Raw genomic sequence first — 19,478 nt, forward strand, 5'->3', positions numbered from 1 at the left:
ATGAATGGGCTGATTCCTACTGACAATTTTTCCTTCTAATCGGTATATTTAAATTTAGATACCGATAATCTGCTTTCATGCCAGTAGATGGCTACCTGTTTCTTGGTGGCTCATCAAAATTTAAATTATCAATCAATAATTTTCCAGGGAGTGGCATTTCAAGTTTCTTGAAATGCCACTCCCTGGAAAATTAATCTAGTCTGTTTCTTTCTTCTGTGCTACCACTTCTGTTGGAAACCCTGAAGCTTTCTCCTTGGGCAAATTTATATCTAATTGTAAACCTCAGCCCTTGGGTGTTTCTATATTGTTCAAACCTGGTATCAATGTTATCAAATTGAACAGCTGCGCGGATATATTGACTCCTGAATAAATCTGTGCCATTGAGGGTCAAGGTCATTTTTTCTTTCATGATGGATTTGGTCAGTCCTGCATCCACCCATGCAAAGCCTTTTATCGAAGCTTGTCCATATTGAGATGGGCCAATGTACATCCCCATTACTTCGGCCTTAAATCCTGCGGGCAAATTGATGGTATGCTGTGACCTCAAGGTCAAAGATGTCTGAGAAACATCAAGTAGGGCATCTCCGATCATTGATTTCCACTTGGAGTTGTTTACTTGGATCATGTTGCTGGTATTCCACCAAGGTGTAATTTCTACAGGGATCATCGCCCTGAAATTCCAGTTTTGGGATTTGTCGAGGTTGGCGGTGTATGTAGTTGTGGTTCGGGATTCTTCATCCTGTGTGAAGATCTGCTGAAATACATCATTGGTCAAGGAATAACCCAAAGTAAACTGATAGGAACCTTTGATGACATGGTTCATCTCCAGGTTATTTGCATATTGTGGTCTTAGATTGGGATTTCCTTGTTCGGTGGTAAGTGGATCAATATAATATACAAATGGATTCAGAAGCCTGTAATTTGGCCTAGCAATCCTTCTGTTGGCATTGTAAATGATCTGATAGTCTTTTGTCACTTGCTGCTGTACAAAGAAGCTTGGGAACAGGTCAATGTAATTTTGTTTGTCCACCCTGTCCAAGGTGATCGAGGTTCCGGTAATATCTGAATATTCTGTTCTCAATCCTGCTTGGAAACTTACTTTTTCGGAAAACTTGCTCTTATAAGTAGCATAGGCAGCCAGCACATTTTCTTCATAGATGAAATGGTTGCTATTAGGGTCCGGTGCAAAAGGTTCTTCTTCTACCGCCTTGCTAAGATCGAGTACATTGTCTGAATTTACCCAACTACCCTTCACTCCAGTTTCCAATACACGTCCTTTGCCAAAAGGCTTGGTGAAATCAGCCTTTGCAGTCAAAATGCTGTAATCCATTTCGTTCAAGGTCAGTATATAGTCCCTGCTAGATTGATCTTCCAGGTCATTGATCCAATTGTTGTTGGTCAAAAGGGCAGTACTGTTTGAGCGCATTTTGGTATAATCCACATCAGTTGTGATTTTGGTTCCTAAAGAATCCAGGATGCCTACATAGTGGAAATTTCCAAATATTCTGTCATTTTTTGAGTCAGCATCATTCAGGGATCTGATAAAGATAAGGTCATCTGTTCCCGGATTGATGATCTCCGTCATGGATTTGCCTACATCTTCTCCCTTTCTTTGTGATGCTTGAAGACTTACTCCAACGCTATGGTTATCATTGATCTCATAATCTGACCCTCCTGTAAAAAAGAGGTTTTGGCTTTTCGTAGTGATCCTGCTGTTCTGATCAAAATTTGACACACCCTCATTGAGCTGAAAATTCCGGTTAATATTCAGGTCATTGTGGTAATTGAATTCACTATAATTGATGTTGGCCATGTTAGTCCACTTCCCCTTTTTTACATTTAGGCTAAGACCTGTATTGGGTGCAAATAGGCCATTATATAGTCCACCTAGTTGAACATTCCCAAACATTCCATCAATATTGTTTTTCTTTAACCTGATATTGATGACTCCTGCGGTGCCTTCTGCATCAAATCTAGAAGTAGGGTTGTTGATGATCTCTATGCTTTTGATATTTTCAGCTGGCATGGCTCTGAGGAAATTGACCAGATCATTGGCACTCATGTAGGTCTGACGGTCGTTAATCATGACAGTGACCCCTGATCTACCATTGAGGTTGATATTGTCATTTTCATCGAGGTATACGCCCGGAGACCTTGCGATGACATCCAAGGCAGTATTGCCTTCTGCCATAACTGTGCCTTCCACATTGATGGTGGTTTTATCAGCTTCCACAATAATTTCCGGCCGGGTGGACCTTACCGTGACCTCATTTAAATTACCGACTTCCTCTTGGATTGCCAGGATGCCAAAATCTTTGGAGAAGCCTGGTTTGATGTCAAATTCTTCCGATTTGAAGGTTTCAAATCCTATGGAGGAAATCACCAATTGGACCTTGCCTGATCGGGAAGATTCAATCAGGAACAGTCCGCTTTCATCTGTTACTGATCCTGTCAACAATATTCCGTTTCCTGCTTCTACCAATGCTACATTCACAAAGGGAAGAATTTCTCCTTTTTGGTCTTTGACCTGTCCGGTGATATGGGCCACTTCCTTAGCGGCAAGATTGCTCATTCCTAGAAAGAACAGGAATAGCATTGTAAAAATCTGGGTTGAAATTTTCATAGTTGGTTTAGTTTTCATTGTACTGTACCACACCTATTGAAAATAAAATGCCAATGCATAAAAATGTTTGTAAACAATTGAAAAACAGTTGTATATGTTTTTTATCCAAAAATGGACTGTTCCAAAATCGTACATAAAAACCGTTCGGTTGGGATACAAAAAAGCCTTGGAAGAAATTCTCCCAAGGCTTTTTTATAATGATATTAAAAGGGATTTATTTGGCAGCAGTATATCTTTTTGCCACCTCGTCCCAATTGACTACATTCCAGAAAGCTGAAACATAATCAGGTCGTCTGTTTTGATAATTCAGGTAGTATGCATGTTCCCAAACATCCAAACCTAAAATTGGTGTTCCTTTTACTTCTGCAACATCCATCAAAGGATTGTCCTGATTTGGGGTGGAACTGACTACCAATTCACCATTGGCTACAGATAGCCATGCCCAACCGGAACCAAACCTAGTAGCTGCTGCTTTTCCAAATTCCTCCTTGAATGATTCCAAAGAGCCGAATTTCGCATTGATAGCTGCGGCAAGGTCACCACTTGGATTTCCACCACCTGTAGGGGAAAGTACAGTCCAAAAAAGGCTGTGGTTAAAGTGTCCTCCACCATTGTTTCTTACAGCAGCATTCGAACCTGCTGATTTCATCAACTCCTCCAGGTTTTTGCCTTCCATGTCTGTACCTGCTATTGCATTGTTCAGATTGGTGACATAGCCATTGTGGTGTTTGCCATGATGGATTTCCATCGTTTTTGCATCAATATGCGGCTCAAGCGCATTAAAATCATAAGGTAATTTGGGAAGTTCAAAAGCCATTTTAATAAAGTTTTATGGTTAAACATTAAATAATTTCTCTGTGATTGTCACGTTTAAGCAACCACCAAACTGGAAAAATGGTTCTAAAATCTTCAAAAAGGATTCAGTTTCTTAATTTTTTGAAAAATTCATCAAGCAATTGCTTGGATTCTTCTGCCAATAGACCCGATTGAACTTTTGTTTTGGGATGGAGCAGGTTATCGCTTAACCTTGAAAATCCTCTTTTTGGATCATTGGCTGCATAGTGGATTTCTCCCAATTGGGCCCAAAAGCAGGCACCTGCACACATTGCACAAGGTTCTAGCGTCACATACATTTTACACTCGGTGAGGTATTTTGCACCTAAGGCATTTTCGGCAGAGGTGATTGCCAGAATTTCAGCGTGAGCGGTTACATCAGTCAGCTTTTCGGTTTGGTTGTAGGCACGGGCGATGATTTTGTTCCTACAGACAATAATGGCCCCTACAGGAATCTCACCTTCTTCAAAGGCTATTTTGGCCATTTTCATGGCCTCATTCATAAAGTATTTGTCCGAGTATAAATCCATCTTACAAAATAAGCATCCGAAAATAAAAAGGCGCAGTCTTTTTCAAAAAACTACGCCTTTATAAAGGTTCGCGATCAATTATCTAAATAGGTCAAATACTTCCTCTCTAACGCCGTCATTGATTATTAAAGCCAAAATCAGGGATACCAAAAGTCCGATTGTTGCCTTTAACAAATCTTTTCTGGCAAGGTAAAAGGCCCGGAATAGACGTGCTTTTCTTTTTTCTAGTTTTTTGGATTTTGCCAATGCTATAGCCAATTCCCTACCTCCAAGCAAACCGATAAAAACCCAAGTTGTACTCATTGGTACATTATTGAGCATTTTAAAATAGAATAGAATAATCGCATAAACAAAATCTACTAAAGTAGCAGCCCTGACATCCGTAACACGGGTTTTTTCATTGACAATTCCCTGTATCCTATCCCCTTTCATGTAAAACAAAAATCCCAATCCCAGAAAGACAAATCCCGTATAGCCCAAAAACTCCCAAACATTCAATTGTCTAGGTAAGAAGACCGCAATGTTTGCAGCGTCCTGCATAATCCAAACAGCCCATAAAGTACCTGAGGTAATCCATTGCAATAAATACCAATAAGGTTTGGCTTCACCCTTTAAATAGGTCTCTACAAATTTTTCAAGAATGAACCAAACAATAATAGCAATGACGAAGGCCAGAAGATAACCCAAAAATGATTTTTGCATCACATCCACAATTGTTCCCGCTTTGTAAGTGAATACATTTAATAGCAGGAACGTGGTGGAAACAGGCATCCGCATCCTGGTCATTACCAAGAGCACAATAGGGGCAGCAAGTTGTAAGAAAACAAAGTTTTCGGGAGCACGATCCAATCCAGGAACTTGTAATCGCTGATAGGTGACATCCCCATTATAAGTAAACCAACTGTATGTTACAGTTCCAACAAAAATCAACCCCATAAAGAGCCATAGCCAGTACCACTTTCTTGTCTGATTGGATGCTATGAAAGTTCCTATGGTCTGAATACTGTCATTGGCAATAGCTGAATAAGCAGCAAGAAAAAAACCAAACCACATTGCCAAATAAGTATAAGGTGTGATTACTCCGGCAATCGAAATAAGGATACAGACAACCAATAAAAATGATTTTTCCTTTTTTGTAAAATCAAAAAGTGAATAGGCCGCTTTGGAAAGAGCGTCCTGATTGATGTTTTGGTCTTTAAGTTTGGCCATAAATGGGTGTGTGGAAGAAATTTAAATTCCGGTGCAAATTTAAAGAAGATTATTTGGCTTGTATATTAAGAAATTGTTAAGCCCAGGTATTCTCATTATTTTTATCCAACAGCTGATTTTAAAACATAAAGTTGATATTAATACAATTTTCATAGCCAAAAAAGAATCTGGGCAAATATTTAAGTTTCCAACAATGATTATGGCATTTCTAGATCTTTATATTAATATTAACAAAAGTTTCATATCAAAACCGCTCTTATTAAATGGGTTTACAGTTACTTTGCATTTGTTTTAACAGGAATCTAACCCCTTTGCGCAAGGGGTTTTTGTATAAATGACCGAACTGAAAAAATTCCTTTTACAGCCAAACAATGTTCTGACCTTTGTTCAGATGCTGATTGCATTTGTTCTGTTCATGTTTTCCATTGATTTGCTTACCATGTCAATGGTCCGAATGAATAATCAACTGGCAGAGGAATTGTTTCAGGCTACCAATAATCCTTTCGTAGGCTTATTTGTTGGGCTGTTGATGACTGCCTTAATTCAAAGCAGTTCTACCGTTACAGCGATGATAGTTGCCGTAGTGGCTTCGGGCAATCTTAGTTTGATTCAGGCAGTTCCCTTGGTAATGGGTGCCAATATAGGTACTACCATTACGAGTACCTTGGTGGCCTTTTCATTTATTTTGAAAAAAGGGGAGTTCCGCAAAGCACTTTCAGCAGGGGTATTGCACGATATTTTTAATATCCTTACAGTAATTTTATTATTGCCTTTGGAAATCTATTTTGGTTTTTTGAGTAAATCAGCCATTTTTCTGACTACTTCCTTTTTTGACCAAAATAAGAATTATGATATTGAGTATACTTACAATATCCTTTTTACAAGACCCTTGACCAATTGGGTGGTTGATTTTATCAATAGTCCCATAGTTACTTTGATATTAGCTGTAATTTTGGTTTTTGTTTCTATTAAATACTTGTCGGTCACCGTCTTCCAAACTTTTGTCTCCAAAAACTACAACAATCTCAGTAAACATATTTTCAAACATCCGTATATAGCATTTTTGTATGGGATGTTTTTTACTGCCGCTGTGCAGTCAAGTACAGTTACCACATCGTTGATAGTGCCGGCGGTAGCAAATAGGAAAGTTTCTTTGGTCAAAGTATTTCCTTTCATCATAGGTGCCAATATCGGGACCACAATCACCGCTGCGATTGCAGCCATTTACAAAACAGAAGCAGCCATCAGTATAGCGATTGTCCACTTCTTGTTCAATTTATTAGGAGCACTGATTTTTATGCCCTATTCCGGTATAAGAAATATTCCGGTAAAAATTGCCACTTACCTTGGCAAAGAATCGGTCAGATCCAGAATTGTGGGTTTTGCTTATATTCTATTGACATTTTTTCTGGTTCCATTCCTGTTGATCTATTTCAATAAAAAAGACAGTTCCCCCCACACGGATACCGATACTTCCAGATCACCAAAAACGGAGATAATTAGTCATAATTCCGCTAAAAATTATGAATCAGTTTTTCTGGAATCTTTTACGATCTGAACTCCTGAGCTTGTCCCCAGCCTATCTGCACCGGCTTTGATGAGGCTTACTGCCTGCTCCAAAGATTTGATTCCACCGCTTGCCTTGATTCCAACATTGCTGGGAAGGTGTTCACGCATAAGAGAAATATGTTCAACTTTTGCCCCTTCAGGAGCAAAACCAGTGGAGGTTTTTACATAATCCACTCCTGCATCGGCACAGATTTCACAGGCTTTGATGATTTCTTCCCTGTCTAGGTATGCCGTTTCTATGATGACCTTGAGTATTTTTTCTTGGTCATGACACAATTGAGACATTCTGGCCAATTCGATCTTCGGCCAGTTCATGCCGGCTCTGAAAGCAGTAATGGACCAGACAACGTCAATTTCATCTGCACCGTTTTTCATCAACTGCTCCGCTTCGAAAAGTTTGGTCTCTGTCAAATTATAACCCAAAGGGAAACCTGCCACACTGACCAATTGAATGTCAGAATCACCGATTTCTCTTTTCGCCTTTTTAACCCAAAAAGGAGGTACACATATTCCTATAAAACCGTAATTCTTAGCATCCTTTACTAGATTTTCTATATCCAAATCAGTGGTTTGAACTTTCAGGACCGTCTGTTCTATATATCTTTCAATATTCTTCATCATCTTTTTCTGTATTTTTCCTTTCATCCACGTAATCTTTCAGATATATAAACTCGATGGTCAAATCGCCATCTTTGGCTATCGTGGCTTTTTCCAAAACCGCTGACTTATCTTGGAGCAATTCTGGAATAAAATGTTCGGTCAATTGTGTTCCGAACTCTTCTGATGCGTCCCTTGGCAGTTCTGTAGGGAGATTGTCTATTGCCATCACGGAGATGCTCGTTTGTTTACCAAAAGCGGGTAATTCCGAGAAATTTTCTCTGTCAACATCAAAAACAGGATCAGCAATGGTACTGACACGTAATGTGGTTGGTACAGAACCATTGATATCACAAGTAATATCAGCAATGACTGAAAGAGAAAAATCTTCTGAGCTGATATCTTCCAATTGGAAAAGTTTTGGTGCCCGATGATCCCAATAGGCCGCAGCTATGAGGATATCACTTACTTCCGCATACTTTAGAAAATGGCTTTCGTATTTATCAGGGAAATTATAAAACTCTTCCTTATCAAAGCCTCCGTCGGTTTTTCGCCGATTGTAATCACTTCCGTTTAATATTGTGTATACAGGTTCATCGAAATATTGGACCAGAAAATCCTTTTGCGGTACAGACCTGATTCCCACTTCATTCAAAACCTCTAGGGCACCTTTTGCCACTCTTCCTGTGCCTGTCACCACTATTTTGATTGGAGGTAACTGAACTTTATGCAATTCCCTTTTGATTTCTTCCCTGTCAAAACATTCAAATGCACGCTTCAAGTCAAAAAGACCGCTTTTTTGCCCATAAGTCAAAAGTCCATTATACGCCCCAACGATACCTGCCCATCTTCCAAAAGCAACTGTCCGATTTCCTTTTTGATCCTTAAGTAATTCATAATCCATCAGGGTAATGTTTTTTTCCAAGATCGTCTGTAACAACTTTCGGTTGTGTGATTGCTTTTTGATGGTATGGGAAAAAAATACGTAAGTTTTATTATTGATCAATTGGGCAACAGGAACTTCCTTAATTCCCATCAGAAGGTCACAAAAAGAAATATCATCTACCACCTCGACACCTGCCTCTTGGTATTCCGAATCCGTGAAACACCTTATCTCACTCGACTCCACATAAAATGAAAGCTGACCGGCATAGTTTTCTGTTATTTCAGCCAATTGAGACGGGGTAAATGGGACCCGTTTATCTGCCGGTATTTTTCCTTCTTTTATTAAACCTATCTTCATGTATCTTGGGTTATTCAATTGGAAATAAAAACAATCAAAATTAATTATTCCTATGGGTGACTAAGGTACTCTTGAGGATAAATTTTCATTTTGATGTCTGATTTGGGATATTCGTAAAAAAAGAAACAGCATGTCGTATTTGATTTTGGTAATACTTTGGGTTTTATTCTATTTTTTGCATTCATTCTTAGCAAGCCTCAATATAAAAAGAAAAATTAAAGGAATGATGGGCAGACAATACATATGGTACAGGCTGCTGTATTCTGTATTTGCACTTTTTCATTTAATGGTGATTTTGATCTACGCTGCAGGAATTCCGCAATCCCTTCTTTTTGATAAAAGCCCCTTTTTGACTTATTTGGGATATATGGGCGCTGCCTTTGGCACCATTGTATTGGTGCGTAGCTTGAAATATATTAGTGGAAAGAAATTTCTCGGCGTATCGCCTCATGATGACTTGGAAGATCAGGGGAATTTAGTATCGAAAGGGGTTCACAGCTATATCAGACATCCGATTTACGCAGGATTGATACTGATCTTTTTTGGATATTTTCTTTATCAGCCCTATCCTACCTCCTTGGTTCATTTGGCCTTGTTGTTAGTTTATTTACCTTTTGGCATATACTTCGAGGAAAAAAAGCTGATCTCCATTTATGGTAAAGCCTATATTCGATATCAAAAAGAAGTTCCCTCTCTGATTCCTTATAAAAGAAAAAGGACCGCTTGATACGGTCCTTTTTTTATGCTTTTGAAAATTATTCCATTCCCCTAAAATCCACTTCAAACATCAATACTGAGTTTGGCGGGATGCGTTCATTTGTTTCGCTGTCCCGATAAGCCCATGGTGAAGGAATGATTAAAATAGCTTTAGATCCACTTTTGAGATTTCTAAATCCATAATTAAATCCTGAAATGGCTTCAGAAGAACCTAATGTGAATTGAAATAATCTGTAATTTCTGCTTTCCACAAAAATGTTATTCTCTTTGGCCACTTCTTCGATATTAGTGTCAAACACTGATCCATCGAGTAAGCTGCCTATATAATTGGTATAGATCAAATTACCTGGAACAGGCCTGTCTTCCGCACCTTCTTCTTGGACGATGACAACAACACCTGTAGGATCATGGTATCTATAGATACTATCAATCTGTGCTGTTGCAAGAAATTCATCAATGATTATTCTATCTTTTTCAAGGTTTCCTTCCACATCATAGACCGGCCCACCAAATGGGTTATTCGGTTCACAGGCTATGCTGATCAAAAAAACAAACAAAAAAGACAATATGGATTGGAATTTTTTCATGGATAATTTTCCTTTTAATCTTTACGTCTCAATTCCAACAAGTTTAGCTCAAATAAAAGCGGGGCATTTGGAGGGATTGATCCTTGACCTTGGCCACCATAGCCATAAAGTGAAGGCATGAGAACCGTTGCAATATCCCCTTCTTCCATTTTGGACAAGGCAAATTCAAATCCCACAATCAGTCCTGTCAAGCCATACAACATCACGAATGGTTCATAATCCCTATTGGGATTAAATATGTTGTTCTGTCTCGCTACCGAATCTACAGAAGTGTCAAAGACAAAATTATTGAGCAATTTGCCAGAATAATCCACCCAAAGGGTATCTCCGATATTTGCCAATTCGCCACTTTCAGAAACTTCTTGCCATAAGATCCTTATACCCGTGGTTGGGTCATTAAATTCTTTTACAGATGTAATCGGATTATCAGCAAGGTAATTTTCTATGTCAACGAGATTCCTCTCGAATATGATCTGATCATTTTCACTGTCAGAAATACAGGATGAGAATGCTATTATAATCGAGAATAATACTAAGCTTAACCTTTTCATTATTTTATTTTTGTACATCTGTGATCTCAACGTCAAAGATCAGGATAGAGTTGGCTTTGATGGCTCCACCGGTTTCTCTATCGCCATAGGCCAATGTTGAGGGGATGATAAATTTGGCTTTATCTCCTTGTTTGAGCAGACCTAAACCTTCATCCCATCCTGGTATCACTCGTCCCTGACCAACCACAACTTCCAAAGGTCCGTATCCACCGGCATTGTCTCTTTGTTCGTTGTAAACACCTGATTCTTGTGCTATTTCTTTCATACTGGTGTCAAACACTGTCCCATCAAGTAGATATCCAGCATAATGTACATAAGCCGTATCACCACTTTCAATCTCTGAACCTGAGCCTGCTTCTTCAATGACGTAAAAAAGACCTGATTCTGTCTTGGTGGCTTGAATATTATTTTCAGCGATATATTCTTCTATCAACTGAGTGTCTATTTCCAACTGCTTGACAGCACTTTCTGCTTGTTTTTTGATAGTAGCCTCTTGAAGGGAAGTAAAATAAGCTTCTACGCCTTGCTGATCCAAAACATCAATCACACCGATCTGGATTTTAACATTTTTCTCCTTATCAAGGAAGAATGGCATATTCATTTCACCAAATACTTTTAGGGCGTTTGCTTCAAAAGCGATACTGTCACCTTTTTTAAGACTTAGGAAAATCTCATCCATGCCGCTTTCTCTTGGAAGAGAATCATTGTACTGGAGGTAGCCCGGCATATTTTGGTCATATGTTGAGATAAAGATAGAATCTTCATCATTCTTCACTACCAGATTATATAGGACAAACTCCCCATTTTTTGGTTTCTGAGAACCTTCTTTAATGTAAGTATATTCTATACCATCTGACGTAGTCTCGGTTTTTTTGCAGGACATAAGACCAGCAGCTGTCACTAAAAAAACAGCAGAGAACATGATACTTTTAATTTTTTTCATGAATGAGTTCAGGTTGAATAAATAGGATGTTATAATTTTCTTTTATGAGTTTTTGGAATTTTTCGGTTGTTTCTTGAAGGGAAAGTGCGGATTTGCCGCCTGAGGCATTTTTATGTCCTCCTCCATCAAAGTGGGAAGCTGCAAACTTATTGATTGCAACGTCTTCTGTGGATCGGAATGAGATTTTTATCCCATCTTCTCTTTCTGTAAATAAAGCTGCTATTTTTATGCCATCCAGTGAAAGTGCGTAGTTGACAAGTCCTTCTGTATCTCCGGTTTGGGAATTATACTTTCTGAGATCTTTTTTACTGATTGCAAAAAAGGCTGTTTTCAGATCTTCCATTATTACCAGCCTTCTGGTAATGGCAAAGCCGATAAACTTCAACCTGTTTATACTATTGGTATCATAGATCAATCTCGAGATCTTGGAGTTATCCGCACCGATACCGATCAATTCTGCCGTAATTAAATGGACATTTTTGGTGGTATTGGGATGTCTAAAGCCTCCAGTATCGGTCATGATACCTGCGTAGAGGCATTCTGCAATGTCCTTGTCGATCAGTTTGCTGTCACCTAATTCTACAATCAGTTCATATACCAGTTCACAGGTCGCTGCTGCTTTGGTACTCAGATATTCGAAATCCGTAAAATCTTTTGGATCCTGATGGTGGTCAATATTTACCTTGTAAGCGGAGGATTTTTCAACTATATCCTGCATGTCCTGCATCCTTTTTGGACATGAAAAGTCCAGACAGAATATCATGGTTGCTTGCCGAATGATCTCCTTCGCTTTGGACTGCTGTGTTTTATCTTCGAAATTGATCACCTCCTCGTTGCCTTTCATCCAATGAAGGAAGGAAGGGTAATCTGAAGGGGTAATTACAATAACTTCGTGACCCTTTTTCTTCAAAAAATTAGCCAGACCCAAAGAAGAACCCAATGCATCTGCATCAGGCTTGTGGTGGGTTGTAATGACAATTTTTTGGGGTGAAGAAATTTTATATTTGAATGACTCTAATTCTCGCATTTGATTGCATTTGCAAGTTCTCCTAAAAGAACATAGTCCGCAAAGGTCAGGATAATTTTTGAAAAATCCCAATAAGCATAAAGGACTAATCTTGAATCAGATAAGCTATAATTTCTGTACTTTATTCGGACTTTCATTGAATTAACCTATTTTTGCAGCCTAATATAAAACCAAGAACTAAATATAAATACAATGGCAAGTAACAGAACATTCACCATGATCAAGCCTGATGCATTTGGTGCAGGCAATTCCGGTGCAATTTTGAAAATGATAGAAGAGGCTGGATTTAAAATCGTTGCAATGAAAGCAACGCAGTTGACTCCCGAATTGGCGGGTAAATTCTATGAAGTACATAAGGAAAGACCTTTTTACGCTGACTTATGCAAGTATATGTCTTCCGGTCCTATCATTGCTGCCATTTTGGAAAAAGACAATGCTGTTGAAGACTTCAGGACTTTGATAGGTGCCACTAATCCTGCCAATGCAGCAGAAGGAACCATCAGAAAAATTTATGCAACTTCTATTGAGGCCAATGCTGTTCACGGTTCTGACTCTGATGAAAATGCCGCAATCGAAGGTAATTTCTACTTCAGCCAACTTGAAAGAGTTTCTTAAGCTGTATCGCTAAAGTAACAAAAAACCCATGTCGTGAGACATGGGTTTTTTTAGTTTCAAAATATATTTTTTTCGTTAACAGGTCCACTAACTTTGGATTTCCTTAAGCCACCAATCCTTCCAAACTTAAAATAGGCTGCTTGCTCGTTGCAGTAAAATCCATTAGTTCCTCAATGGGCAATTCTATGTTGTCCGCAATGATGGGCCATTGAGGTGGTTCAAAAATCCATTCACCATCTCCGTTTTTCATATGTCTCCTATCAGAAAAAAAACCAGAAATGTAATCCTCTGAATCAATAGCTTTGAATTTGGGATGTGAAGATTCACTTTTTCCATCCAAATCCTTGAAAGTCAAGCGGAGGTATTCCTGAAGGGGTGTTGGTTGGTCCAAAGATGAATCCAAATCAAATACCAGTTCAGAATTGTCTTTAGAAACATATAGGATCACATGATAATCCCACCAAACAGGCGACCCGTCAACGGCATCTTTCTGGAAATGAAAAGCGCAGTTTTTATCGGTGCTTGAAACAAAAAGCACTTTTTTAACAAAACCTGCCAATTCAGGATGTTGGCACAGGTGCCAGATATTTTCCTCACAATAGTTTTTGGTGTACTTGGATGATGTGATTTCCATTTCGTGCGAATATAAACTTGCATTAAATCTCGTTTTTTTTGAGATAGCAATGCTGGAGGTAGTACGTTGCAAGTGATCTAAAAGGTTTCTTTATTTTAGAAATTAAATATTTTTTTATCTGGATACGAAGGAGGTAGTTGAATTATAAATTTAATTAAGATATTTCACAGGGATTATTGTAGCCAACCGTTTTTTTTCGCTCAACAGGTTTTGCTTTAAACCCTTTCCCTTAAAACGGGTTCATAAATGCATGGATCCTTACGCAATCATTGACGAATCCGATTTCCCCATCGTTCGCATTCGTTTTACTGGCCATAAAAGCACTGACCAAAACTTTCAAACTTATCTGGCCCAAACCAAAGCCTGTTATAGGTTTAACAAGCCTTTGGTCATCATTTTCGATGCTTCAAATGCGGGTATTCCCTCACTGTCACATCAAAAAATGCAGGCAACTTGGCTTAAGGAAAATAAGGAACTGATGAAAAATTATTGTGCGGGAACTGCCTACATTATCCCCAACGCGGCTATTCGGACCATCTTAAAAGTGATTTTTTCATTCCAAAAGCAACCTGTACCCTATCAGATTTTCGAAACCGAGCCTGAAGGAGAAGCATGGACACAAAGCCTTATTTTGAAATAGTTGCTAAAGTTTATTATCAGAAACCTCTTTTATTGATATGCAGTCCATTGGAGACCTTCTTCTTTTCTTTTTCAACAGACTTACCTTTTTGGAAAGAGTAGTTCACCGTAAGCCATAGGGGTATCCTGGACATATTTATTTGCCCGGTGGTCCTTTGTTGAAATTGATCTCCTTGAGTCTCTAATCCATTATAGGTAAATCGTCGGGAAAAAGGCATGGCAGTTGTTAACCCTACTTTCCATTGATCTCCCAGTTTTTTCTCTGCAGCAAGAAAATAGAGCGGTCCGCTAAAGAAGTCAGATTGGATGTCATTGACAGGGGAAAGATACCTGAAGCGAAGAGTGATATTGACATCTCTCTCTAGGGCGATCATACCCGAAATTCCGGTTTCTACAGCCAACTTTTTTCTTGGTGAAAATATCATGGGCTCATTACCGATACTATGGCTATGAAAGAACCTGACCAGATGGTTGATGGAAATGGATTTGTTCAGCCTCATAGCTCCACTGGACTGAATACCGGTTTGGTACAGATCTCCCAGGTTGGCAAATGTGGCTACCATTAGGCCTGACGTATCGAGCGTGTATAGGCTGTTGATCATATTGCTTCTCTTTTCAAAGAACAAAGCATTCATTAGCATCAAGTTGCCTGTATTCCAGGTATGTTCTAGGTTAAGCTGATGGTAGCTATAAGGTTGTAGACCCTGATTGCCAAAGGACAGGGTATAGGGGTCCAGAAAGGTTTCATAATTATTCAGCTGATGAAATAAAGGATACACCATGGCCGACCGCAAAAAGGCCCTCGCCGAATGTCTTTCATTCCAAACATATCCAATTCTTGCATTTGGCAGAATATACAAATTGCTGTTGGCCCCCTTAAGATAGACTGTTTGTATTTTTATTTGCTCTGCCCTAATTCCTAATTCAGCATCCCAGGCATTTCTTTTCCAGTTCATGGACCCATAAAGTGCTAAAAGACTACTCCTAAAATCAAATTTGTTTTCATGACCATTTCCAAAATGTTGTCGCTGCACCTGAAAACCTGTTGTCAGCCGATATGTAGTGCCAAGCTTTGTTCTAAAATCAGTCCTGAGATTGGACACCTGTTGCTCCGGTTGGATATGGTTGACAAAACTTTCCTGTTCTTGGAAGAAGGTTAACCTGTTTTCTCCCCTCAAGCGACTCTGTGTCCAATCCACTGTAATGCCTTTGTCTTTTTTCTCGTCAAATTCATGCTGGAAATAGAGGGCTGTTGTCAAAGACCTGTTCCTGTCTTTTTCTTCCCGTTGAGCTGTCCAAACTTCCATTTGGTCTTTTTGAAGGGTGATATTTCCATTATGGGTTTCTGAAAACCAGCTGGCCGCCAAGTATCCATGAATCAAGGTGTTCGGAGCAAGGGCATATTCCAATCCCTGGTGGAAAGTGTGGGAAAGACTTTTTTGTCGGGTTTTTTGATCCATCAGGATTCTATCTTCACCAACAATTTTCCGATCGTAGCCATGTGTCACATCAAATATGCTGAAGGCTCCATTGTAACTTGTATAGGCATGGATTTTGGGCGTATAAAAGGAAAAATTTGCGGTGGGGAAACTGTACACTTCACTTCGCGAGATAGGAAATTCACCATAGACCATTCCTGAGAAACCGCTTTCCTTTTCACTCAATAGGATGTGGATGACTGCATCTGCTTCCCCTGCAAATCTGGCTGAAGGATTCAGTATCAGCTCGATTTTATCAATTTGCGCTGCCCTTAGCTGCTGTACATACCTATGGTCCCTTTCAGCACCGTTTACGAAGATAAGCACCTTGTTTTTTCCACTGATACGGATGTTTTGGTTGAAATCCACAAACACTCCTGGAATCAGATTGAGTATATCCATTCCGGTATTGGATGCTGCTACATGCTGCTGATTGATCAAGAAGACAGCTTTTTCACCCTCTGTAATTCCTTTTACCTTTTCCCCTTCTACTACAAGGGTTTCCAATAACAATTCGGATTCCCTGAAATACAAGTTACCTAGACCAGCCTCTCCCACAGCTTCCAAAGACAACATAAAGCTTTCAAAACCCATATAGCTGAATTTTAAAAAGGAAGGATTGCTTTTTGTAAAAGGTAATTGAAAGTTGCCTTCGGTATCAGTATTGGTACCTGCGATAAATACTGTATCAGGGAGCTGATATAGGGCTACATTTGCAAATGGCACGGGCTCCTCAGTGGATGCATTAAGCAAAGTTCCTCTCAATTTTTCTGTAGATTGGCCTTTTGCCAAAAAGGAAAAAGACAAAGAGATACCTATCAAGGTAATCGCAAAATGTTTTAGTAAAATGGCTGAAGTTTTCATGGCCTTTTGATCTGTTAGTTTTACAGAACAAAGGAAATGAAGGCCTTTAATAAGAACTAAAAAGTGGTGCAGATGCCAAATGTTTGGGTTGGAGAGCAAGAAATCCGCTCAGCCTGTTATCAAAAACAAGTTTCTGTGATGAATGGATTAACGGAATTCAGCAAATTTTTCATCGAATTCTTTGACTTTGTTACGGGAAACAGGAATTTCCAGATCCATTCCATTCAACCTAAGGCGGTATCCCAAGGTATTTCCCCTTTTTTGGGTGATTTTATTGAGATTGACCAAAAAAGCGCGGTGTACTCTCAAGAGACAAGAATGTGTATTCATTTGTTCTTCAATTTCATTCATGCTATTGCGAATGATTTTTTTCTGAAGTTTGCCATCCTTTGAAAGATAAAATACCACATAGTTACCTTCTGAGCTGATGCAAAGGAGTTCGGACAATTGAAAATCCAAGGACTCCTTTTTGAGTTTGGAGCTGATGTTTATTATTGGCTCATTCTGAGGATTCTTTATAGGTAAGCGCTTGAAATACTCTTCCTGAACAGGCAAGGCACTGAACCAAAAAGGGGCATGCATCAGGCTAAAAAAAACATAGGGAAGAAAACAGATGAAAAGGGCATATTTGAAAGAATCCAAAAAAGTGGCAAGATTCCACCGGTCTGCCGCAGGTTCCAGCAGAAAAGCAGCAAAATAAATGATCAAGCCCATAGATAGCAGAATCACACCAAAGGCCAGCAATTCTTTGCCTATAGTCCAAAGCCTATTTTTTTTACAAATTAAAGGATTTATGACTCCGCCTGTGGCCAATAAAGCTGCTGATCCAACAAACAAACCATATCCTATTAATTTCCAAACAAATAGGGGATCATCTTGGCCGGCATCAAAAGGGGTGTAAATCACCATGAACAAAAAGCCAAAAACAGTGATCACACCAAAAGCGGCCCAAGGTTTTTGGAGCAAAAAATTTTGGGGAATTTCTTTTTTCAGCCAGTCGGGAAGCATTACTAGAATTGGTAAAACCTTTTACAAGTAAAATAATAACAAGGCAGAAAGCAAATCTAATTAAAGCTTCTAAATTTTCAGGGGATCAACTTGTTTTAATGTTGAGATATAACTGTTCATAGGAGATTTGGACTTAGTTTTTAATTAGGATTAAAATCAAGTTTTATCATCAATTTATTTTTTTGAGTAAGCTTTGGCCTACTGAAAATGCCGGGACAACCAAAGTGTTTTCATTTGAACATGGCGAAAATTCCGCCAAGTTGACTCTTTTTCTAACTCTCCCTCTTTGTAAAAATACCTATATGCTCACCGATTGTTCTCCAAGCTTTACAGAACGGTTTACGTGTATGAGAAGTAGCGGATTAAAAAGCACTTCACTTTCAATTTGGCACTGACTTTTATTAAAATCATAGACCTTTGATTTAGCACTGAACCCGCTATTTTTCATACACGCTGTGTGTGCCCAGCATGGGCATCTGGTATCGAAGATACCAAATTATTCCAGAGGGTGAAATGCCTGTGCCGACGAATTACGGCATCCCTTGCAGGCAAGTTGGTGAAGCCTGCTAGTAAGTCGCAAAGCCTGTCCCGAGTATCGGGGCTGGTTGCCGTGAGAGGGCCGAGCGTGAAGAAAACTTCCTGTGGAAGTTTTTAGCGAGGAGCCAGCTTGCAGGGATGTAGTAAAGCCCGCCTCCCGGAGGGCAGGGAAGCGAGACTACAAAATTCGGTACTGACAAACAGAGCCTGTCCCGATTTTCGGGAAACGGCATACGGAGGCCAAAAGGGGACCGCCGTATACAGCCTGTCCCGAACTGGATTCGGGAAGACCCGTACTGCCTGTCCCGAGTATCGGGATACAGTGGTCCCGATGCTCGGGATAAATATTGAAAGCCTCAACCTGAGCCATTTGGCTCAGGTCGGGCTACTCGATTAGCGGGTCGTTGTTGTCACTCGGTCAGTTTTGTTTTGTTGAAAATCTTCAGCCTTCGTAAAATATTCGATAGTCAAAACCAACAGCATAAAACAAAGAAACGTGACTTTTTGCATTACAGCCAACAATCCCCAGTTCCCTGCTCCATACAAGTACAAAGTGGAATAAAATATGAGTAGGCTCACAATACAAAACAACGTCAACCAATGAATCTTTGTCTTTAAAATAAAGACGGTAATGTAAAACAAACCAATCATGGTCAGAGTACTTGAAACCGTTACCATAATGTTATGCAAGGGTGTCGCAATTAGAAAGGTAAAAAACATATTAACAACGCCAATTGATATTAAAACCAACTCTGTGTGCTTGTGGGGTATTTTGCGAGAAGTATGAATAAAGAAAAGTCCATATCCAATTGAATTGAAGACCATACCGATAAGTGCCCAAATCCTTGATGGGTTCTCAGTACCATTGAGTGCCTTCGCTAAAAATAAGTTGCTAAAAAAATTCTTTGACCAATCAAAGCCTACAGAATTTTCGTCAAGGATTGAACCGCCCGGATAAAGTAAGATGGCAATTACAAGAAAAAGCACAGATATGATTATGCATATTAGAACCGAATACTTTTGCATTTGCTATCGGAATTTAATTATTACTTTTTTTAATTGTGTTTGAAACTGTCATTTGCAATGCCCGCCAACGGTTTACGTGCATGAGAAGTAGCGGATTAAAAAGCACTTCACTTTCAATTTGGCACTGACTTTTATTAAAATCATAGACCTTTGATTTAGCACTGAACCCGCTATTTTTCATACACGCTGTGTGTGCCCAGCATGGGCATCTGGTATCGAAGATACCAAATTATTCCAGAGGGTGAAA

At 39.3% G+C, this 19,478-nt stretch carries 19 protein-coding genes; 4 read left to right on the top strand and 15 right to left on the bottom strand.

Features of this window, described 5'->3' with window-relative positions:
- Positions 1 to 190: 190 nt before the first annotated feature.
- From HMJ38_RS16275 to HMJ38_RS16290, 4 genes are all read right to left on the bottom strand, one after another.
- The gene (locus HMJ38_RS16275; RefSeq protein ID WP_194975478.1) at positions 191 to 2,623 is read right to left on the bottom strand and encodes an outer membrane beta-barrel family protein; all 2,433 of its coding nucleotides are present in this window, start codon (positions 2,621 to 2,623) and stop codon (positions 191 to 193) included.
- A 214-nt stretch (positions 2,624 to 2,837) separates the two neighbouring features.
- Positions 2,838 to 3,440 (bottom strand): superoxide dismutase, encoded by a 603-nt coding sequence (locus HMJ38_RS16280; RefSeq protein ID WP_194975479.1) that lies wholly within the window; start codon positions 3,438 to 3,440, stop codon positions 2,838 to 2,840.
- A gap of 103 nt (positions 3,441 to 3,543) precedes the next feature.
- Positions 3,544 to 3,987, bottom strand: a complete 444-nt coding sequence (locus HMJ38_RS16285; protein ID WP_194975480.1) for a nucleoside deaminase — start codon at positions 3,985 to 3,987, stop codon at positions 3,544 to 3,546.
- Positions 3,988 to 4,065: 78 nt separating this feature from the next.
- Positions 4,066 to 5,196: a hypothetical protein gene (locus HMJ38_RS16290; RefSeq protein ID WP_194975481.1), complete on the bottom strand. Its 1,131-nt coding sequence runs from the start codon at positions 5,194 to 5,196 to the stop codon at positions 4,066 to 4,068.
- A 334-nt stretch (positions 5,197 to 5,530) separates the two neighbouring features.
- Between HMJ38_RS16290 and HMJ38_RS16295 the strand changes: the two genes are divergently transcribed.
- Entirely contained in the window at positions 5,531 to 6,754 is a 1,224-nt protein-coding gene (locus tag HMJ38_RS16295; protein ID WP_194975482.1) for a Na/Pi symporter, read from the top strand.
- On the opposite strand, the gene deoC is transcribed toward HMJ38_RS16295, so the two are convergent.
- Both deoC and HMJ38_RS16305 read right to left on the bottom strand, forming a co-directional pair.
- Positions 6,718 to 7,383 carry a deoxyribose-phosphate aldolase gene (deoC, locus tag HMJ38_RS16300; protein ID WP_194975504.1) on the bottom strand — a complete coding sequence of 222 codons (666 nt, stop codon included), beginning with the start codon at positions 7,381 to 7,383 and terminating at the stop codon, positions 6,718 to 6,720. The two genes, HMJ38_RS16295 and deoC, sit on opposite strands and share 37 nt — an antisense overlap.
- The gene (locus tag HMJ38_RS16305) at positions 7,370 to 8,605 is read right to left on the bottom strand and encodes an NAD(P)-dependent oxidoreductase (RefSeq protein WP_194975483.1); all 1,236 of its coding nucleotides are present in this window, start codon (positions 8,603 to 8,605) and stop codon (positions 7,370 to 7,372) included. Before HMJ38_RS16305 ends, deoC begins: the two co-directional genes overlap by 14 nt.
- 109 nt (positions 8,606 to 8,714) lie before the next feature.
- On the opposite strand from HMJ38_RS16305, the gene HMJ38_RS16310 reads away from it, so the two are divergent.
- Positions 8,715 to 9,332, top strand: coding sequence for a methyltransferase family protein (locus HMJ38_RS16310; RefSeq protein ID WP_317174545.1), 618 nt, complete (start codon positions 8,715 to 8,717; stop codon positions 9,330 to 9,332).
- A gap of 28 nt (positions 9,333 to 9,360) precedes the next feature.
- Here the strand turns inward: HMJ38_RS16310 and HMJ38_RS16315 are convergent, their stop codons facing one another.
- Genes HMJ38_RS16315 through HMJ38_RS16330 form a run of 4 tightly spaced genes read right to left on the bottom strand, consistent with a single transcriptional unit; the run spans position 9,361 to position 12,430 of the window.
- A complete protein-coding gene (locus HMJ38_RS16315; protein WP_194975485.1) occupies positions 9,361 to 9,909 on the bottom strand; it encodes an FKBP-type peptidyl-prolyl cis-trans isomerase in 549 nt (182 codons plus the stop codon).
- Between the two features lie 14 nt (positions 9,910 to 9,923).
- Complete coding sequence (locus HMJ38_RS16320) at positions 9,924 to 10,460, bottom strand: FKBP-type peptidyl-prolyl cis-trans isomerase (RefSeq protein WP_194975486.1); 537 nt, start codon at positions 10,458 to 10,460, stop codon at positions 9,924 to 9,926.
- A gap of 4 nt (positions 10,461 to 10,464) precedes the next feature.
- Positions 10,465 to 11,403, bottom strand: coding sequence for an FKBP-type peptidyl-prolyl cis-trans isomerase (locus HMJ38_RS16325; RefSeq protein WP_194975487.1), 939 nt, complete (start codon positions 11,401 to 11,403; stop codon positions 10,465 to 10,467).
- Positions 11,390 to 12,430 carry a DHH family phosphoesterase gene (locus tag HMJ38_RS16330; protein WP_194975488.1) on the bottom strand — a complete coding sequence of 347 codons (1,041 nt, stop codon included), beginning with the start codon at positions 12,428 to 12,430 and terminating at the stop codon, positions 11,390 to 11,392. The genes HMJ38_RS16325 and HMJ38_RS16330 overlap by 14 nt, the downstream gene beginning before the upstream one ends.
- 192 nt (positions 12,431 to 12,622) lie before the next feature.
- Between HMJ38_RS16330 and HMJ38_RS16335 the strand changes: the two genes are divergently transcribed.
- Positions 12,623 to 13,045: a nucleoside-diphosphate kinase gene (locus HMJ38_RS16335; protein WP_194975489.1), complete on the top strand. Its 423-nt coding sequence runs from the start codon at positions 12,623 to 12,625 to the stop codon at positions 13,043 to 13,045.
- A 103-nt stretch (positions 13,046 to 13,148) separates the two neighbouring features.
- Here the strand turns inward: HMJ38_RS16335 and HMJ38_RS16340 are convergent, their stop codons facing one another.
- Positions 13,149 to 13,679 carry a protein N-terminal glutamine amidohydrolase gene (locus HMJ38_RS16340; protein ID WP_194975490.1) on the bottom strand — a complete coding sequence of 177 codons (531 nt, stop codon included), beginning with the start codon at positions 13,677 to 13,679 and terminating at the stop codon, positions 13,149 to 13,151.
- Positions 13,680 to 13,929: 250 nt separating this feature from the next.
- Here HMJ38_RS16340 and HMJ38_RS16345 point away from each other — a divergent pair, with 250 nt between their 5' ends.
- Positions 13,930 to 14,319 (top strand): STAS/SEC14 domain-containing protein, encoded by a 390-nt coding sequence (locus HMJ38_RS16345; protein WP_194975491.1) that lies wholly within the window; start codon positions 13,930 to 13,932, stop codon positions 14,317 to 14,319.
- Between the two features lie 16 nt (positions 14,320 to 14,335).
- Here HMJ38_RS16345 and HMJ38_RS16350 read toward each other — a convergent pair whose 3' ends face one another.
- From HMJ38_RS16350 to HMJ38_RS16365, 4 genes are all read right to left on the bottom strand, one after another.
- Positions 14,336 to 16,660 carry a TonB-dependent receptor gene (locus HMJ38_RS16350; protein ID WP_194975492.1) on the bottom strand — a complete coding sequence of 775 codons (2,325 nt, stop codon included), beginning with the start codon at positions 16,658 to 16,660 and terminating at the stop codon, positions 14,336 to 14,338.
- 147 nt (positions 16,661 to 16,807) lie between these two features.
- Entirely contained in the window at positions 16,808 to 17,668 is an 861-nt protein-coding gene (locus tag HMJ38_RS16355) for a LytTR family DNA-binding domain-containing protein (protein WP_194975493.1), read from the bottom strand.
- 715 nt (positions 17,669 to 18,383) lie between these two features.
- Positions 18,384 to 18,575: a hypothetical protein gene (locus HMJ38_RS16360; RefSeq protein WP_194975494.1), complete on the bottom strand. Its 192-nt coding sequence runs from the start codon at positions 18,573 to 18,575 to the stop codon at positions 18,384 to 18,386.
- Positions 18,576 to 18,598: 23 nt separating this feature from the next.
- Positions 18,599 to 19,231 carry a hypothetical protein gene (locus HMJ38_RS16365; protein WP_194975495.1) on the bottom strand — a complete coding sequence of 211 codons (633 nt, stop codon included), beginning with the start codon at positions 19,229 to 19,231 and terminating at the stop codon, positions 18,599 to 18,601.
- Between the last annotated feature and the right edge of the window lie 247 nt (positions 19,232 to 19,478).

Source organism: Aquiflexum lacus (assembly GCF_015476655.1).
In the GTDB taxonomy this organism is placed as follows: domain Bacteria; phylum Bacteroidota; class Bacteroidia; order Cytophagales; family Cyclobacteriaceae; genus Aquiflexum; species Aquiflexum lacus.

What these genes read in the sequence shown, in the direction of transcription:
- deoC (WP_194975504.1), bottom strand. Translation starts at nt 7,383, where the DNA reads ATGAAGAATATTGAAAGATATATAGAACAGACGGTCCTGAAAGTTCAA.
- HMJ38_RS16340 (WP_194975490.1), bottom strand. Translation starts at nt 13,679, where the DNA reads ATGGAAATCACATCATCCAAGTACACCAAAAACTATTGTGAGGAAAAT.
- HMJ38_RS16360 (WP_194975494.1), bottom strand. Translation starts at nt 18,575, where the DNA reads ATGGCTCAGGTTGAGGCTTTCAATATTTATCCCGAGCATCGGGACCAC.
- HMJ38_RS16335 (WP_194975489.1), top strand. Translation starts at nt 12,623, where the DNA reads ATGGCAAGTAACAGAACATTCACCATGATCAAGCCTGATGCATTTGGT.
- HMJ38_RS16325 (WP_194975487.1), bottom strand. Translation starts at nt 11,403, where the DNA reads ATGAAAAAAATTAAAAGTATCATGTTCTCTGCTGTTTTTTTAGTGACA.
- HMJ38_RS16280 (WP_194975479.1), bottom strand. Translation starts at nt 3,440, where the DNA reads ATGGCTTTTGAACTTCCCAAATTACCTTATGATTTTAATGCGCTTGAG.
- HMJ38_RS16295 (WP_194975482.1), top strand. Translation starts at nt 5,531, where the DNA reads ATGACCGAACTGAAAAAATTCCTTTTACAGCCAAACAATGTTCTGACC.
- HMJ38_RS16345 (WP_194975491.1), top strand. Translation starts at nt 13,930, where the DNA reads ATGGATCCTTACGCAATCATTGACGAATCCGATTTCCCCATCGTTCGC.
- HMJ38_RS16320 (WP_194975486.1), bottom strand. Translation starts at nt 10,460, where the DNA reads ATGAAAAGGTTAAGCTTAGTATTATTCTCGATTATAATAGCATTCTCA.
- HMJ38_RS16315 (WP_194975485.1), bottom strand. Translation starts at nt 9,909, where the DNA reads ATGAAAAAATTCCAATCCATATTGTCTTTTTTGTTTGTTTTTTTGATC.
- HMJ38_RS16355 (WP_194975493.1), bottom strand. Translation starts at nt 17,668, where the DNA reads ATGCTTCCCGACTGGCTGAAAAAAGAAATTCCCCAAAATTTTTTGCTC.
- HMJ38_RS16365 (WP_194975495.1), bottom strand. Translation starts at nt 19,231, where the DNA reads ATGCAAAAGTATTCGGTTCTAATATGCATAATCATATCTGTGCTTTTT.
- HMJ38_RS16285 (WP_194975480.1), bottom strand. Translation starts at nt 3,987, where the DNA reads ATGGATTTATACTCGGACAAATACTTTATGAATGAGGCCATGAAAATG.
- HMJ38_RS16275 (WP_194975478.1), bottom strand. Translation starts at nt 2,623, where the DNA reads ATGAAAATTTCAACCCAGATTTTTACAATGCTATTCCTGTTCTTTCTA.
- HMJ38_RS16305 (WP_194975483.1), bottom strand. Translation starts at nt 8,605, where the DNA reads ATGAAGATAGGTTTAATAAAAGAAGGAAAAATACCGGCAGATAAACGG.
- HMJ38_RS16290 (WP_194975481.1), bottom strand. Translation starts at nt 5,196, where the DNA reads ATGGCCAAACTTAAAGACCAAAACATCAATCAGGACGCTCTTTCCAAA.
- HMJ38_RS16330 (WP_194975488.1), bottom strand. Translation starts at nt 12,430, where the DNA reads ATGCGAGAATTAGAGTCATTCAAATATAAAATTTCTTCACCCCAAAAA.
- HMJ38_RS16350 (WP_194975492.1), bottom strand. Translation starts at nt 16,660, where the DNA reads ATGAAAACTTCAGCCATTTTACTAAAACATTTTGCGATTACCTTGATA.